The following is a 13602-nucleotide window of genomic DNA, read 5'->3' on the forward strand; positions in this document are numbered from 1 at the left end:
CGGGCATGACCGATCGAGCATGCTCGTCAACCGCGCGGCCGCACCGCGACGAACAGCGGCCCGAGCTCGGTCTCTCGCGCCTGCGCCCTGAAACCTGTCTCTTCGAGCATATCGAGCCACTCGCCGCGGCTGAACAGCCCGTAGGTGTGGCGCTCGTGCTCGCACACCACCTCGTCGCGGTCGCGCAGCAGCAGCGCGAAGTCGACGGTGTAGGTCGAGTCCTCGGGGTCCGGGTCGACGGTCCACTCGAGGTAGCGGAGGCCGCGCTCGCCGTCGTCGTCGCCGCCGTGGGCGGTGCCGGGGGCGAACGTCTCGCGGGTGCAGTCGGGCGCGAACACGGCCACGCCGCCGGGGCGCAGGTGGGCCAGCGCGGTCTGCATGACCGCGCGCAGGGCCGCGGCGCTGGTCATGTACATCACCGCGTCGTGGACCAGCACCGCGTCGAAGCTGCGGCCGAGCCGGAGCGTGCGCATGTCGCCGACCAGGTGCTCGCACTCGGGGTTGATCGAGTGCGACAGCGCCAGCATCGACGGCGACAGATCGACCAGAGTGGCCGCGACATCGCGCTTGTAGTGCGAGGCCATGTTGCCGCCGCCGGCGCCGAGCTCGAGCAGGGTCGCCAGCGGCCCCGAGCCGGCCTCGCGGATGATGCGGACCAGCTCGGCGGCTTCACAGGCGTAATCGGCGGGGGCGGTCAGCAGGTGGAACCACGCGGCGCGCCGCGTGTAGAGCGGGGGCAGCTCGTCGTCGTCGTCCATCACCACGGCGATCCCGAGCTTAGGCCCCCGCGCCTCAGCCCGCCATCTTGCGCAGCACGGTGTGGAGGATGCCGCCGTTGCGGTAGTACTCGACCTCGACCGGCGTATCGAGCCGGGCGATGGCGGAGAACTCGCGCACCACGGCCCCCGAACCGGCGTTCCGCGCGGTGACCCGCACTTCCTGCAGCGGCCGCACGTCGTCGTCGACGGCGATGTCGAACACCTCGTCGCCGCGCAGACCCAGGGTCGTCCGCGACTCACCGGCCTTGAACTGCAGCGGCAGCACGCCCATCCCGACCAGGTTCGAGCGGTGGATGCGCTCGAAGCTCTCGGCGATCACGGCCTTCACCCCGAGCAGGAACGTGCCCTTGGCCGCCCAGTCGCGCGAGCTGCCCATGCCGTAGTCCTTGCCCGCGAGCACCACCAGCGGCACGCCGGCCTCCTGGTAGTGGATCGCGGCGTCGTAGATGAACTTGACCTGGTTGTCGAGGAAGTCGACGGTGTAGCCGCCCTCCTTGCCGCCCGGCACCTGCAGCTCGACCAGGGCGTTGCGGATCCGCGTGTTGGCGAACGTGCCGCGGGTCATCACCCGGTCGTTGCCGCGGCGCGCCCCGTACTGGTTGAACATCTCCGGCGTGACGCCGCGCGAGATCAGGAACTTGCCGGCCGGCGAGTCGCGCTTGATCGAGCCCGCGGGCGAGATGTGGTCGGTGGTCACGGAGTCGCCCATGGCCGCGAGCACGCGGGCGCCCTGGATCGCGCGGATCGGCCGCACCTCGGGGGTGAGCTCGGCGAAGAACGGCGGGTTCTGGATGTACGTGCTGGCCTCGTCCCACGCGTACAGCTGGCTCTGCACGTCGGCGATCGCCTGCCACTCCTCCGAGCCCTTGAACACGTCGGAGTACTGCACGATGTACTGCTCGCGCGTGACGCACTCGTCGACGAGCGCCTGCACCTCGGCCTGAGTCGGCCAGATGTCGCGCAGGTAGACGTCCTTGCCGTCCTTGTCGGTCGCGATCGGGTCGTTCTGCAGGTCGATGTCGACGGTGCCGGCGATCGCGTAGGCGACCACCAGCGGCGGCGAGGCGAGGTAGTTGGCCTTGACGTCGGGGTTGATGCGGCCCTCGAAGTTGCGGTTGCCCGACAGCACCGAGGTCGCCACCAGATCGCCCTGCTGGATGGCCTGCGCGATCGGCTCGGGCAGCGGGCCCGAGTTGCCGATGCAGGTCGTGCAGCCGTAGCCGACCAGGTTGAAGCCGAGCGCGTCGAGGTCCTTCGTCAGGTCGGCAGCGCGGAAGTACTCCGTCACCACCTTCGAGCCCGGCGCCAGCGACGTCTTGACCCACGGCTTACGCGTGAGCCCGCGGGCGGCCGCCTTGCGCGCGACCAGGCCGGCCGCGAGCATGACCTCGGGGTTCGAGGTGTTGGTGCAGCTCGTGATCGCCGCGACCACCACCGCGCCGTCCTTGACCTCGAACTTCTGCTCGTCGAGCTCGACCGGCTGGCCGGGCGCGTTCTCCGGGCGGCCGAACGTCTTGCCGTGCAGGTCGGAGCGCCACTGCTTCTTCATCGCGCCGAGGGCGATGCGGTCCTGCGGGCGCTTCGGCCCGGCCAGCGACGGCTCGACGGTGCCGAGGTCGAGCCCCAGCACCTCGGTGTAGCGGACCTCGCGCGAGTCGTCGCGCCACAGGCCCTGCTGCTTCGAGTACTCCTCGACCAGCTGCAGCAGCCCGGCGTCGCGGCCCGATAGGCGCAGGTACTCGATCGTGTGCTCGTCGATCGGGAAGAAGCCGATCGTCGCGCCGTACTCGGGCGCCATGTTGGCGATCGTCGCGCGGGTCGACACCGGCATGTGCGACAGGCCGGGCCCGAAGAACTCGACGAACTTGCCGACCACGCCGCGCTTGCGCAGCAGCTCCGTCACGCGCAGCACCAGGTCGGTCGCGGTGCAGCCCTCGGCCAGCTTGCCCGACAGGCGCACGCCGACGACCTCGGGGATGAGCATGTAGATCGGCTGGCCGAGCATGACCGCCTCGGCCTCGATGCCGCCGACGCCCCAGCCGACGATCCCGAGCCCGTTGATCATCGTCGTGTGGCTGTCGGTGCCGACCAGGGAGTCGGGGTAGATCGCGCCGGCCTGCTCGCCCGCGCCGTCCCACACCACGGTGGCCAGGTACTCGAGGTTGACCTGGTGGACGATGCCGGTCGCCGGCGGGACCACGCGGAAGTTGTTGAACGCGCGCTGGCCCCACTTCAGGAACTGGTAGCGCTCGAGGTTGCGCTCGAACTCCAGCTTGCTGTTGATGCGCAGCGCCTGCGGCGTGCCGAACGCGTCGACCTGCACCGAGTGGTCGATCACCAGGTCGCACGGGACCAGCGGGTTGACCTTCTCGGCGCTGCTCACGTTGCCGGTCAGCTTGACGATCGCCTCGCGCATCGCCGCCAGGTCGACCACCGCCGGCACGCCCGTGAAGTCCTGCAGGACCACGCGGCCCGGCATGAACGGGATCTCGACCTCGCCGACGTTCTTCGGGTCGTAGGCCGCCAGCGCCTTGACGTGATCCTGGGTGACGATGAAGTCGTCGACGTTGCGCAGGCACGCCTCGAGCAGGACCTTGATGCAGTAGGGCAGCGTGTCGACCGGGCCGAGCTCGCGCAGCCGGTCGAGCCGGTAGACGGCGCGCGGGCCCATCGGCGTGGTCATCGTGTCCTTGGCGTGGAAGGGGTCGCGCTTGCGGGTCGAGGCAGTCATGAGCGGGCGGAAGATATCAAATCGTCGCGTGGCATCTGTCGCGCGAAGGCGCGCGCTGGCTCACTTGTCTTCCGCGCCCCCCACGAACGCCGCTCGCTCGCCGAGCCCATGCAGGGCCTTCGCGGCCCGCGCCGCGAGGATCGCGGCGCCGCGCGCCGCCGGCTGCCCGCTCACGGGCGTGATAGCGTCGCCGCGATGCACACATTGAACCTCCCTGCGGGCGCGGACAGGGCCGAGATCTACACCGAGCTGCTGGCGACCGCGCAGGCCGTGATCGAGGGCGAGCCGGACCTGGTGGCCAACCTGGCCAACCTCGCCGCCTGCCTCAAGCAGTTGCCCGGCGTGTCGTGGGCGGGCTTCTATCGAAGGGTCGGCGACGACCTGGTCCTCGGGCCATTCCAGGGCAAGCTCGCGTGCACCCGGATCGCCCCCGGAAGGGGCGTGTGCGGCACCGCGGCGGCCCGCCGCGAGGCGCTGGTGGTCGCCGACGTCAACGCCTTCCCCGGCCACATCGCCTGCGACGCCGACTCGCGCAGCGAGGTCGTGGTCCCGATCGTCCGCGGCGAGCAGGTCCTCGGCGTCATCGACCTCGACAGCGACCGCCTCGCCAACTTCGACGACCGCGACGCCGAACAGCTGACGCGCCTCGCCGCGCTGGTCGCCGCGCTCGACTGGCCGGCTTGACCGCCGCCGCCCCCCACGCGACCCTGGAGGTCCTGTTCGCATGATCATCGTCACGGGCACCAAGCGCTCCGGCACCTCGATGTGGATGCAGATCCTGATCGGCGCCGGCTTTACGTACATCGGCGAGCAGTTCAGCGGCCGCTGGGAGCAGACCATCAAGGCCGCCAACCCCGACGGCTTCTACGAGTCGCACCTGCGCCGCGGCATCTATTACAAGACCAACCCGCACCCGAAGACCGGCGCCTACCTGTTCCCCGAGCAGGTCCAGCACCACGCGGTCAAGGTGTTCATCCCCGGCCTCGTCCGCAGCGACCGCGCCTTCATCACCAAGGTCATCGCCACCGTCCGCGAGTGGCGCGAGTACGAGTCGTCGATCCGCCGGCTCTACGCGATGGAGGACGACAACCGCCGCAAGGAGGGCAAGGACGACCTCGTGCCGCTGCGCATGCCCGGCGCGCTCGAGTGGTGGGCGGAGAACTTCGCCCTCGTCCGCGACATCGCCATCCGCCGCTACCCGGTCCACGTGCAGTCGTACGAGGGCCTGCTCGCCGAGCCGCAGCGGGTCGTGCGCGACGTCCTCAAGTGGATCGGCAAGGGCGACGCCGACCAGGCGCTGGCCGCAGTCAAGCCCGAGCACCGCACCCAGCACCGCCCGCCGTCCGACAGCGTCGAGCCCGAGATCGCCGCGGTGTTCGACGAGTTCTACGCCGCCCTGCACGCCGGCAAGGGCCTGACCGCGCCGATGCTCGAGAAGCTGAACCAGACCAACGAGCTGGTGGCCCCGCGGATCGCCCAGTGGCAGCGACGGCTCGCCGACGACGCCCGCCGCCGCCGCACGATCAAGGCCGAGCTCAAGGGCCAGCCGCCGCCGGACTGAGGCCGCGGTCGTCGCTCGCGCTCGCTCGACGAGCGCCCGCGCCCGTGCGACCCTCGCCGGCGCTTGACCGCGGTCGTCGTCGCCGTCTTCGCCCTCACCTACGTCCTGATCGCCGCCAGGCGCCTGCGCGTGCTCCCGATCGGTCGGCCCGCGGGCGCCCTGCTCGGCGCCTTCCTCATGGTCGCCATCGGCGCGCTGCGGCCGGCCGCCAGCTACGCCGCGATCGACGGCGACACCATCCTGCTGCTGTTCGCTATGATGGCGCTGGTCGCCTACGTCGAGCGGGCCGGCTTCTTCGAGTGGGCGGCCGCCCGCGCGATCGCCCGCGCGCGCACCCCCGTCGGCCTGCTCGTCGCCGTCTCCGCGCTGGCCGGGGCCATGAGCGCGCTGTTCGTCAACGACGCGGTGTGCGTGTTCTTGACCCCGCTCGTGGTCGTGGCTTGCCAAAAGGCCAGGTTGCCGCTCGGCCCCTACCTCATCGCCACCGCCACCAGCGCCAACCTCGGCAGCGCCGCCACCCTCGTCGGCAACCCGCAGAACATGATCGTCGGCGGGCTCAGCGGCCTGTCGTTCGCCACCTTCTCCGCCCTGGCCGCACCGGCGGCCGCGCTCGCGCTCGCCATCAACATCGGCCTCCTGCTGCTCTACTACCGCCGCGACCTCGGCAGCGGCCCGCTCGCGCCTGTCCCTTCGACCAGCTTCGATCGCGGCCGGCTCGCGCGCGTCGTCGTCGTCGTGGTCGGGGTCGTCGTCGCCTTCTTCGCCGGCGCCCACCTCGGCTACGCCGCGCTCGGCGGGGTGGTCGCGCTGGTGCTGCTGGAGCGCGAGGACCCGCAGGCGATCTTCGCCCGCGTCGACTGGACCTTGCTGGTGTTCTTCGCCGCCCTGTTCGTGGTCGTCGCCGGGCTCGAGACCACCGGCCTCGTCGACGCCGCCTGGGCCGCGCTCGGGCCCCGGCTCGGCCACGACGGCGCGGCCGGCATCTCGGCGCTGTCGCTCTTGTACCTGCTCGGCTCGAACCTCGTCTCCAACGTGCCGATGGTCCTGCTGGCCGCGCCGCACGTGGCCGCCGACGGCTCGACCTTCGCCTGGGTGCTGCTCGGCTTCGTCACCACGGTGGCCGGCAACCTCACCCTGATCGGCTCGGTCGCCAACATCATCGTCGCCGAGAAGGCCGCCGACGCCCACGAGCTCGGCTTCTTCGAGTACCTGCGCTTCGGCCTGGTCTCGACCCTCGTGGTCCTCGCCGTGTGCGTGCCCGCATTGGTCGTCCTGGCGCGCGCGATCGGCACCTGAACTTCGGGTCAGATCGAACCATTCCGCCGGCCCGCGTGATCTCGCGACGAAACGCAGTGAAGTAAACAGCGCCGCGCCGGCGCGTGTCCGCGGCCCGCAGGCGATCGTCCGCGCCGCCTGCAGACGCGGGGAGTTTCGCGCCGCGGTGGGCGCCCGCCCGGGCGCCCACCGCATTTCTCCGCCCCGCAGCGGGCATTCAGCGGTGATTGCACCGAGGCGACGAACCGACGACCCTTGCCTCGGACTTACCCCCTCGCAGCTCAGGAGACCCATGCTCGTCGCAGCAGAATTATTCCCCGACGTCTCGGCCGTCATGCAGCAATACGTGATCCCGTTCGCGTGGAAGGCGGTCGGCGCGATCGTCCTCTGGATCGTCGGCGGGATCCTCATCTCCGGCGCCGGTCGGGTCGTGCGCAGCGCCATGACTGCCCGCGGCATCGATCCGACGTTCAGCCACTACGTCAACTCCGCCCTCAGCGTCCTGCTGAAGATCATCCTGCTGGTCGCCATCCTCGGCCTGTTCGGCGTCGAGTCGACCTCGTTCGCCGCGGTCCTCGCCGCCGCCGGCGTCGCCATCGGCATGGCGTGGTCGGGCCTCCTGGCCAACTTCGCCGCCGGCATCTTCCTCGTCGTCCTGCGCCCGTTCAAGGTCGGCGACGCCATCAGCGGCGCCGGCGTGACCGGCGATGTCCGCGAGATCGGCCTGTTCGCCACCACCATCGACACCGGCGACAACGTCCGCGTCTTCATCGGCAACAACAAGCTGTTCTCCGACAACATCGTCAATTACTCGGCCAACCCCGTGCGTCGCGTCGACCTGCGGGCGCAGCTCGCCCACGGCGTCGACCCCCACCAGGTCATCGCCGCCCTGGCCGCGCGGCTGCAGCAGATCCCCAACGTCGCCCCGACGCCGGCCCCGCAGGTCGGCATCCTCGAGTACAACGCCGCCGGCACCCTCCTCTACGTGCGGCCGTTCTGCAACAACCTCCACTTCGGTCAGGTCGCCGACGACACCCAGCGGGTCATCGGCGAGGTCACCGGCGGCCTCCCGGTCCCGGCCCCGCACCACGTCGAGCGCCACGCCTGAGCCCGCGTCACGCCCGCGCACGAGAGCGCCGACGGGCCCCGCCCGCCGGCGCTTTGCTGTCCTTTAGAACATGTCTCAAGCGCCAGCTGAAGGCCGCGCCCCGAGCCCTAACGTGCGCGCCAGCTCGGGCCGGCGCACCTTCCAGATCCACCCGTCGTACAGGAAGTGCAGCCACGACGTCGCGGTGTAGTAGATCAGGTAGACGTCGCTGCGGCGCTGCTCCTGGATCAGCCAGAACACCAGCAGGAGCCCACCGGCCAGCGCCGGCACTGCCACGCGCACGTCGCCGAGCACCGCCGCCGCCGCGCCGCGCCGCTCGCCGCGGCCATACTTCTTCGTCCCGTAGTGGTGGACGAACGCCATGTACTCGACCGCGTGAGCTGTCCCGAAGCACAGGTAGCCGACCACCGGCCCGTGGACCAGGAACACCGCGAACAGCAGCAGCGTCGAGCCCATCATCGCCAGCCGTGGCGCCCGTTGTCCGGGGGTCGCCGGCGCCCGCAGCTCGTGTTGCAGCCAGCGCAGCAGCACCCATCCGAGCGCCCCGACCAGCGCGGCCAGCAGCGCCCACGCCCACCACGCCTCGGCCAGCGGCGCCAGCACTCGCCCCGCCTTGCGCGCGTTGACGTGGCCGGCCAAAAGCTTCGGTCGCAGCAGCGGCAGCGCCACCGCCACGCTCACCGTCGCCAGCCAGAGCAGCGCCCGGTCGCGCCGCGCCTGCTCGGGCCGCTCGGTGCCGCCGCCGAGCTTGCCGGCGTAGATCCGCAGCAGCCCGTAGCGCTGCTGCAGCGTGTGCCAGATGTTCCACGCCCCGGTCACGAACAGCGCGATCTGCCACGGCGACAGCTTGATGCCCGCCACCGTCGCCGGTGCGAGCCCCGCGGTGGCCTTGGCGAGCACCAGGATCGTCACGATCAGCGCCGGCGCCAGCCAGTACGCGCGGGCCCGCTGCGAGAACACCTCGCGGTCGCCGTACACCACCACGAAGGTGTAGTGGCGATGCACGTAGCTGATCGCCAGCGCCGCCAGCACTGCGGCCGCAGTCGCCGCCTCGAGCTCGCCCTTCGACAGCGGCGCGCCGCCGAACGCCTGCGCGCCGAGGCCCAGGCCCACGACCAGCCACAGGTAGAACGGCAACCATCCGAACGCCAGCGCGGCGACATCCCACGCGGGCCCGATCATCCACGTCGCGCGGGCTGGCGGCACGCGGCGACGATATCAGCGCGCGCGCCGGTGCGGCAAGCGGCGCACATGGGGCCACGACGCGTGCGCGCTCGCCACCACGCGGTCACGGATACGACAGCTTCGTATAGAAGTCGCCGCGTCCTTCGGGCGTGAGGTCGAACATCGCGAAGATCGGGCTGAGCGGGTCGAGGCCGCGGTGGTCCTGCCCGGGCTCGCCTTCGGTGTGGGCCATCTCGGTGCCCCAGAAGTGGCGGACCGCCTCGCCCTCGCGGCGGAACACGTTGAGCATCGTCGTGTCGCCGCCGTCGGCCTTGCCGTGGTAGTCGCGGTTGTAGTGGTTGCCCGCGGCCGACACCAACCGCAGGTTCCGCCACCCGCGATCGGCGGCGAACGCCGCCAGCCGCGACGCCGGCGACTCCGCCACCACCACCAGCGAGAGCCGCTGGCGGATGTTGGGCTCGGCCGCGTTCAGCCCGTCGAGCAGCGGCGTGCACATGCTGCACGGCCGCTCGCGCTCCGGCCCGAACATGTAGCTGTAGATCGCCAGGGTGTCCTTGCCCGGCGCGAACAGCTGCGACAGCCGCACCTGCCTCACCGCCCCGTCCACCACCGCCTCGAACACGTAGTCCTCCGGCACCGCGCCGCCCGCGGGCAGCGCCCGCCGCTCGCGCGCCACCGCCTCGGTGAGCCGCCGCAGCTCGATCTCCCGCGCCAGCAGGCGCTCGCGCGCAGCCCGGTACTCCGCCGATTCATTGGGAAAGGTCAGACCCATGGCGGCAACCTAGCACGCGACGCCGCGCCCGCAAACGCCCGCTCGCTGCAGCACGCCGCGTAATCCTGCTTACATGATTTGCAATTCTCTCCGAGTCGACCTGACTCGAGGGGCATGTTCAGAGAGACAGTCACATGTCCCTCGCGACATGTCGCACGAGTCAGCTCGACTTTTCATCCGCGCCATGCGCGCAGTCTCGCCCGCTGCGCGACCTCGCGCCGACAAAAAAATCTTCGTCGCGTGTCACAACCCGGGCGGCTCGCTCGACAAGCCTACGAAGGAAGCGAACATCATGAGCGACACCCATCCCGTCCGTCTCGAGCAGCACCTCTCCGACGTCATCAAGCACGCGAAGGAGCTGGCCCGCGCGATCGACAGCCACGGCCTCGATCGTACCATCTACCACCTCGTGCTCACCCGGGCCTCGCAGATCAACGGCTGCGTCCATTGCATCGAGATGCACCTCCGCGAGGCGCGCGCGCACGGCGAGACCGGGGACCGGCTCGACCGCCTCATCGTCTGGGACCACGTCGACATCTTCAACGAGCGCGAGAAGGCCGCCCTGGCGTGGACCGAGGCGCTCACCGTGCTCGACCGCAAGACCGACTACGGCCCGCTGCGGGCCCGCCTGCGCCAGCACTTCAGCGACGACCACATCGCGGCGCTGACGGCCACGATCGGCATGATCAACTTCTTCAACCGCCTGGCGATCTCGACCCACTGACATGACGTACCTCGACGACGACGACCACGTGTTCGCCGCGGCCCGGCCGATGCTGCTGGGCCTCGCCTACCGGCTGCTCGGCTCGCGCGCCGACGCCGAGGACGCCGTCCAGGACACCTGGCTCAAGTGGCGGGCCGCGACGACCGACGCGGTCGACAACCCGGGCGGCTGGCTGACCACGGTGTGCACGCGGCGCTGCATCGACATGATGCGCTCGGCCCACCGGTCGCGCGTCGAGTACGTCGGTAACTGGCTACCCGAGCCGCTGCCGACGGCGGCCGACGACGGCGTCTCGCTGGCGTCGTCGCTGACCACCGCCTTCTTGCTGGTGCTCGAGCGGCTGACACCGAAGGAGCGGGCCGCCTACCTGCTGCACGAGGTGTTCGACGTCTCGTACGCCGAGACCGCGCGCACCCTGCAGATGGACGAGGTCAACTGCCGCAAGCTGGTCTCGCGGGCCCGCGGCCACGTCGAGCAGGCCCGCGTCCGCCACGTCACCCCGCGCGAGCGGCAGGAGGAGCTTCTCGCGGCCTTCGAGGCTGCCGTCGTCGGCGGCCACACCGGCCGGCTCGCCGCGCTGCTGGCCAGCGACGTCGAGCTGCAGGTCGACAGCGGCGGCAAGGTGGCCGCCCTGCGCGACACCCTGCGCGGCCGCGAGGCCGTGCTCGCGTTCGTGCGCGACACCCTGCACCGCGTCGGGGGCACCCTCGTGTGGGAGGCCCCCGACCTCAACGGCACGCGCGCGCTGGTCCTGCGGGCCCCGGACGGCAGCACGCTCGCGGCCGTCTCGTTCGCCTACGACGAGCAGGGCGCCGCGACCGGCATCTACATCATGCGCAACCCGGACAAGCTGGTCGGACTCGCGTCAATGACGCCGTGACTCGCGCTGGCGAGCCCGACCGGATGCGGAGCGCCGGCTTCGCGCGTCCAGGCCGTCCGCGGCGGCCGCTCGGCCCCGCGGCGCTAGACTCCGTTCGCGCCGGCACTCGGCGCGGACGGACCTGTATGGGCAAGAAGCGAAAGCTCCGCAAGAGCCTGCACAAGCGCGAGATCGACGACACCCCGGCCCTGGTGATCTGCGTCGGCAAGTCGTGCGCCCCGCGCGAGGTCTCGCGCCAGCTGGCCGAGCAGACCCGCGCCTACGCGGCCGCCAGCGGCTCCCGCGTGCGCGTGGCAGTGATCGGCTGCCTGCACGTGTGCAAGAAGGGCCCGGTGGTCGCGACCTGGCCCGACATCGAGTTTCACAAGCGCGTCGACTTCACCCGCGCCTGCCGCCTCGTCGACGAGCTGGCGGCCGAGGCCTCGGACGTGTCCGAGAAGACATGCCCGATCGAGCATGCCCCTTGAGCCATGCTCGCAGCGGACGCGTCGAAGCGTGCTGAGATGTCCTCGCGGACAGCCGAGCGAGCCGCTCGAACGACCGGCGATGCTCGGAGCGAGCCCTCGGGCACTCCGAGGTGGGCCCTCGCAGACACTCGTTTCTTTTTTTCAAAAAATATGTCCATTCGGACAGGCGAGCGTTTCGCGCGGCTCGGGTGACGCAGGGTGAGCTCTCGCCACGTGCGCGCGCACGGACGCTGGATCACGAGTTCGTGTATCTCGCTGGGGCGCGGACGCGAGGCCACGGTGGCCCCTGCGCACGGCCGCGGGCCGCGATGCGGACGCGGGCCCACGCGACCTCCGGTCGCGGCTGATTGAGCCCGCGGCGCCCCGGCGGTAAGGTGACCACCGACGTGGCGGGGCAGGCAGTGACGCGAGGGAGGCAGGCGTGGCCGCGCGCGATCGCGGGCGGCCTCTTGGCGCTCGCAGCCGCGTGCAACGGCGGCGCATCGACGCCCGAGCCGGGGCCCACCCAGGCGAGCACCTCGACCGGCGAGCCGGCCCCGAGCGAGACCACCGGCGCGACCGGACCGACCACCGGCGAACCACCGCCGCCGCCGACGGCGTGTGCCGAGCCGACCACCCTCACCGCGTCCCCGCGCACGATCGGCGAGGCGGTCGCGTTCATCAACGGGCTGCCGCAGCCGCTCACCCTCGACTGCTTCCTCGAGCGCCTCGAGCGACCGCTGGCGATCGCCGCGACCAAGAGCGTGATCAGCCTGCAGCCGGCGGTGGGCGAGGCCAGCCCGCGCCTGTTCCTGTTCGCCGGCGAGCTCGTCATGTCGGTCGCGGTCGACGGCCACGGCTTCGACCTGCTCGAGTTCGGCGAGCTCGTGACTCCGACGCGGTCGATCAAGGGCGAGATCGGATTCCCCCTCGCCGACCCGATCGCCCACGACGCCCCGTTCACCCGGATCTTCGACGGCGAGGACGGCACGGGCTGCGGCATCTGCCACGGCAGCGAGGCGCCGGCGCCGGAGTACCCGCAGGCGTTCGTGTCCGACGCTCTGCGCTTCCCCGACTTCGAGACGGTCGCGTTCGCCGACCTGCGGCGCGAGTACGACCGCTGCGATCCCGCCGTCCAGCCCGAGCGCTGCGCCCGGCTGACGGCGCTGTTCGGCCACGGCCCGGTCGAGCCGGCCGCGTTCCCCGAGTCGATGCCGACGATCTACGACTACGAGTGAGCGCCACGACGGCAGGTCGCCGACAGCGCCCGATCGAAAGGACATGTCCCGCGAGACATGTCCGAAGCGCCAGGCTCGGGCGCCCGCCGAAAGTCGGGCGCGCGGCAGGTCGACCTCACGACGCGGGGGTCGGGGCCGGGCTGATGATCGAGAAGACCGCGCCGTAGGGGTCGGAGACCACTGCGATGCGGCCGTGCGGCGAGTCGAACGGCCCGTGCAGGAGGTTGCCGCCGAGCTCGCGCACGCGGGCGGTGCTCGCGTCGGTGTCCTCGACGCGGAAGTAGGTCATCCAGTGGGCCGGCAGGTCGCCCCACTCGGCGGTCATCTGCATACGCCCGCCGATGGCCTGACCTTCGAGGTGGTAGACCACGTAGTCGAACTTCTCGCCGTCGCCGACCTGTTGCTGCTCGTAGGGGAACAGGCTGCGGTAGAACGCGTCGGCCTTGGTGCCGCCGCGCGTGTTGACCTCGTGCCAGCACATCGCCCCCGTCTCGTCGAACGCCTGCGCGCCGGTGTGCGAGGCCGGCTGCCACAGGCCGAACGCCGCGCCGGTCGAGTCGAACGCGAACGCCATGCGGCCCTGGACGGGGATCTCCATCGGCGGCACCAGCAGCTTGCCGCCGGCGTCCTCGATCCGGCGCACGGTCGCGTCGGCGTCGGAGGTCTTGAGGTACACGCTCCACGCCGAGGGCATGTCCTGCTGGTCGGGCATCTTCGGCGCCATGCCGACCACGCTGCGGCCGCCGAGGCGGGCGGTCGTGTAGTGGCCGAACGCGGCCACCGGCTCGTCGAAGGTCCAGCCGAACAATCCCGTGTAGAAGCGCCTGGCGCCGTCGAGGTCGGGGGTGTTGAGATCGGCCCAGCAGGGGGCCCCGTCGGGGTATCCGGTCCGTTGTGTCATCT

Annotated in this window: 13 protein-coding genes; 8 read left to right on the forward strand and 5 right to left on the reverse strand. The window is 71.2% G+C overall.

Going from position 1 to position 13602, the window contains the following annotated elements; genetic code table 11:
- Nucleotides 1–26: 26 nt before the first annotated feature.
- Nucleotides 27–758 carry a class I SAM-dependent methyltransferase gene (locus OV090_RS35420; protein ID WP_267712111.1) on the reverse strand — a complete coding sequence of 244 codons (732 nt, stop codon included), beginning with the start codon at nucleotides 756–758 and terminating at the stop codon, nucleotides 27–29.
- Nucleotides 759–792: 34 nt separating this feature from the next.
- Nucleotides 793–3510, reverse strand: coding sequence for an aconitate hydratase AcnA (gene acnA, locus OV090_RS35425; protein WP_267709130.1), 2718 nt, complete (start codon nucleotides 3508–3510; stop codon nucleotides 793–795).
- Nucleotides 3511–3705: 195 nt separating this feature from the next.
- Between acnA and OV090_RS35430 the strand changes: the two genes are divergently transcribed.
- The 4 genes from OV090_RS35430 to OV090_RS35445 all read left to right on the forward strand — a co-directional run bounded on the left by OV090_RS35430 (nucleotide 3706) and on the right by OV090_RS35445 (nucleotide 7454).
- On the forward strand, nucleotides 3706–4194 hold the full coding sequence (locus OV090_RS35430) for a GAF domain-containing protein (protein ID WP_267709131.1): 489 nt from the start codon (nucleotides 3706–3708) through the stop codon (nucleotides 4192–4194).
- Between the two features lie 40 nt (nucleotides 4195–4234).
- Nucleotides 4235–5071, forward strand: coding sequence for a hypothetical protein (locus OV090_RS35435; RefSeq protein ID WP_267709132.1), 837 nt, complete (start codon nucleotides 4235–4237; stop codon nucleotides 5069–5071).
- Between the two features lie 63 nt (nucleotides 5072–5134).
- Nucleotides 5135–6367, forward strand: a complete 1233-nt coding sequence (locus tag OV090_RS35440; protein WP_267709133.1) for an SLC13 family permease — start codon at nucleotides 5135–5137, stop codon at nucleotides 6365–6367.
- Between the two features lie 271 nt (nucleotides 6368–6638).
- A complete protein-coding gene (locus tag OV090_RS35445) occupies nucleotides 6639–7454 on the forward strand; it encodes a mechanosensitive ion channel family protein (RefSeq protein WP_267709134.1) in 816 nt (271 codons plus the stop codon).
- Nucleotides 7455–7529: 75 nt separating this feature from the next.
- Here OV090_RS35445 and OV090_RS35450 read toward each other — a convergent pair whose 3' ends face one another.
- Together OV090_RS35450 and OV090_RS35455 are read right to left on the reverse strand one after the other, a co-directional pair.
- Nucleotides 7530–8660: a hypothetical protein gene (locus OV090_RS35450; protein ID WP_267709135.1), complete on the reverse strand. Its 1131-nt coding sequence runs from the start codon at nucleotides 8658–8660 to the stop codon at nucleotides 7530–7532.
- A gap of 82 nt (nucleotides 8661–8742) precedes the next feature.
- Nucleotides 8743–9411, reverse strand: coding sequence for a DUF899 family protein (locus OV090_RS35455; protein ID WP_267709136.1), 669 nt, complete (start codon nucleotides 9409–9411; stop codon nucleotides 8743–8745).
- Nucleotides 9412–9703: 292 nt separating this feature from the next.
- On the opposite strand from OV090_RS35455, the gene OV090_RS35460 reads away from it, so the two are divergent.
- From OV090_RS35460 to OV090_RS35475, 4 genes are all read left to right on the forward strand, one after another.
- Complete coding sequence (locus OV090_RS35460) at nucleotides 9704–10135, forward strand: carboxymuconolactone decarboxylase family protein (RefSeq protein WP_267709137.1); 432 nt, start codon at nucleotides 9704–9706, stop codon at nucleotides 10133–10135.
- Nucleotide 10136: 1 nt separating this feature from the next.
- Nucleotides 10137–11015, forward strand: coding sequence for an RNA polymerase sigma factor SigJ (gene sigJ / locus OV090_RS35465; protein ID WP_267709138.1), 879 nt, complete (start codon nucleotides 10137–10139; stop codon nucleotides 11013–11015).
- 125 nt (nucleotides 11016–11140) lie between these two features.
- On the forward strand, nucleotides 11141–11482 hold the full coding sequence (locus OV090_RS35470) for a hypothetical protein (protein WP_267709139.1): 342 nt from the start codon (nucleotides 11141–11143) through the stop codon (nucleotides 11480–11482).
- 374 nt (nucleotides 11483–11856) lie between these two features.
- A complete protein-coding gene (locus OV090_RS35475; RefSeq protein ID WP_267709140.1) occupies nucleotides 11857–12699 on the forward strand; it encodes a hypothetical protein in 843 nt (280 codons plus the stop codon).
- A 115-nt stretch (nucleotides 12700–12814) separates the two neighbouring features.
- On the opposite strand, the gene OV090_RS35480 is transcribed toward OV090_RS35475, so the two are convergent.
- A complete protein-coding gene (locus OV090_RS35480; RefSeq protein WP_267709141.1) occupies nucleotides 12815–13600 on the reverse strand; it encodes a VOC family protein in 786 nt (261 codons plus the stop codon).
- Nucleotides 13601–13602 lie beyond the last annotated feature (2 nt).

Origin of the sequence: Nannocystis sp. RBIL2 (assembly GCF_026626745.1) — a bacterium.
Taxonomy (GTDB): domain Bacteria; phylum Myxococcota_A; class Polyangia; order Nannocystales; family Nannocystaceae; genus Nannocystis.

Excerpts from the sequence above, each read along its gene's own strand:
- OV090_RS35420 (WP_267712111.1), bottom strand. The coding sequence starts at position 758 with ATGGACGACGACGACGAGCTGCCCCCGCTCTACACGCGGCGCGCCGCG.
- acnA (WP_267709130.1), bottom strand. The coding sequence starts at position 3,510 with ATGACTGCCTCGACCCGCAAGCGCGACCCCTTCCACGCCAAGGACACG.
- OV090_RS35430 (WP_267709131.1), top strand. The coding sequence starts at position 3,706 with ATGCACACATTGAACCTCCCTGCGGGCGCGGACAGGGCCGAGATCTAC.
- OV090_RS35435 (WP_267709132.1), top strand. The coding sequence starts at position 4,235 with ATGATCATCGTCACGGGCACCAAGCGCTCCGGCACCTCGATGTGGATG.
- OV090_RS35445 (WP_267709134.1), top strand. The coding sequence starts at position 6,639 with ATGCTCGTCGCAGCAGAATTATTCCCCGACGTCTCGGCCGTCATGCAG.
- OV090_RS35455 (WP_267709136.1), bottom strand. The coding sequence starts at position 9,411 with ATGGGTCTGACCTTTCCCAATGAATCGGCGGAGTACCGGGCTGCGCGC.
- OV090_RS35460 (WP_267709137.1), top strand. The coding sequence starts at position 9,704 with ATGAGCGACACCCATCCCGTCCGTCTCGAGCAGCACCTCTCCGACGTC.
- sigJ (WP_267709138.1), top strand. The coding sequence starts at position 10,137 with ATGACGTACCTCGACGACGACGACCACGTGTTCGCCGCGGCCCGGCCG.
- OV090_RS35470 (WP_267709139.1), top strand. The coding sequence starts at position 11,141 with ATGGGCAAGAAGCGAAAGCTCCGCAAGAGCCTGCACAAGCGCGAGATC.
- OV090_RS35480 (WP_267709141.1), bottom strand. The coding sequence starts at position 13,600 with ATGACACAACGGACCGGATACCCCGACGGGGCCCCCTGCTGGGCCGAT.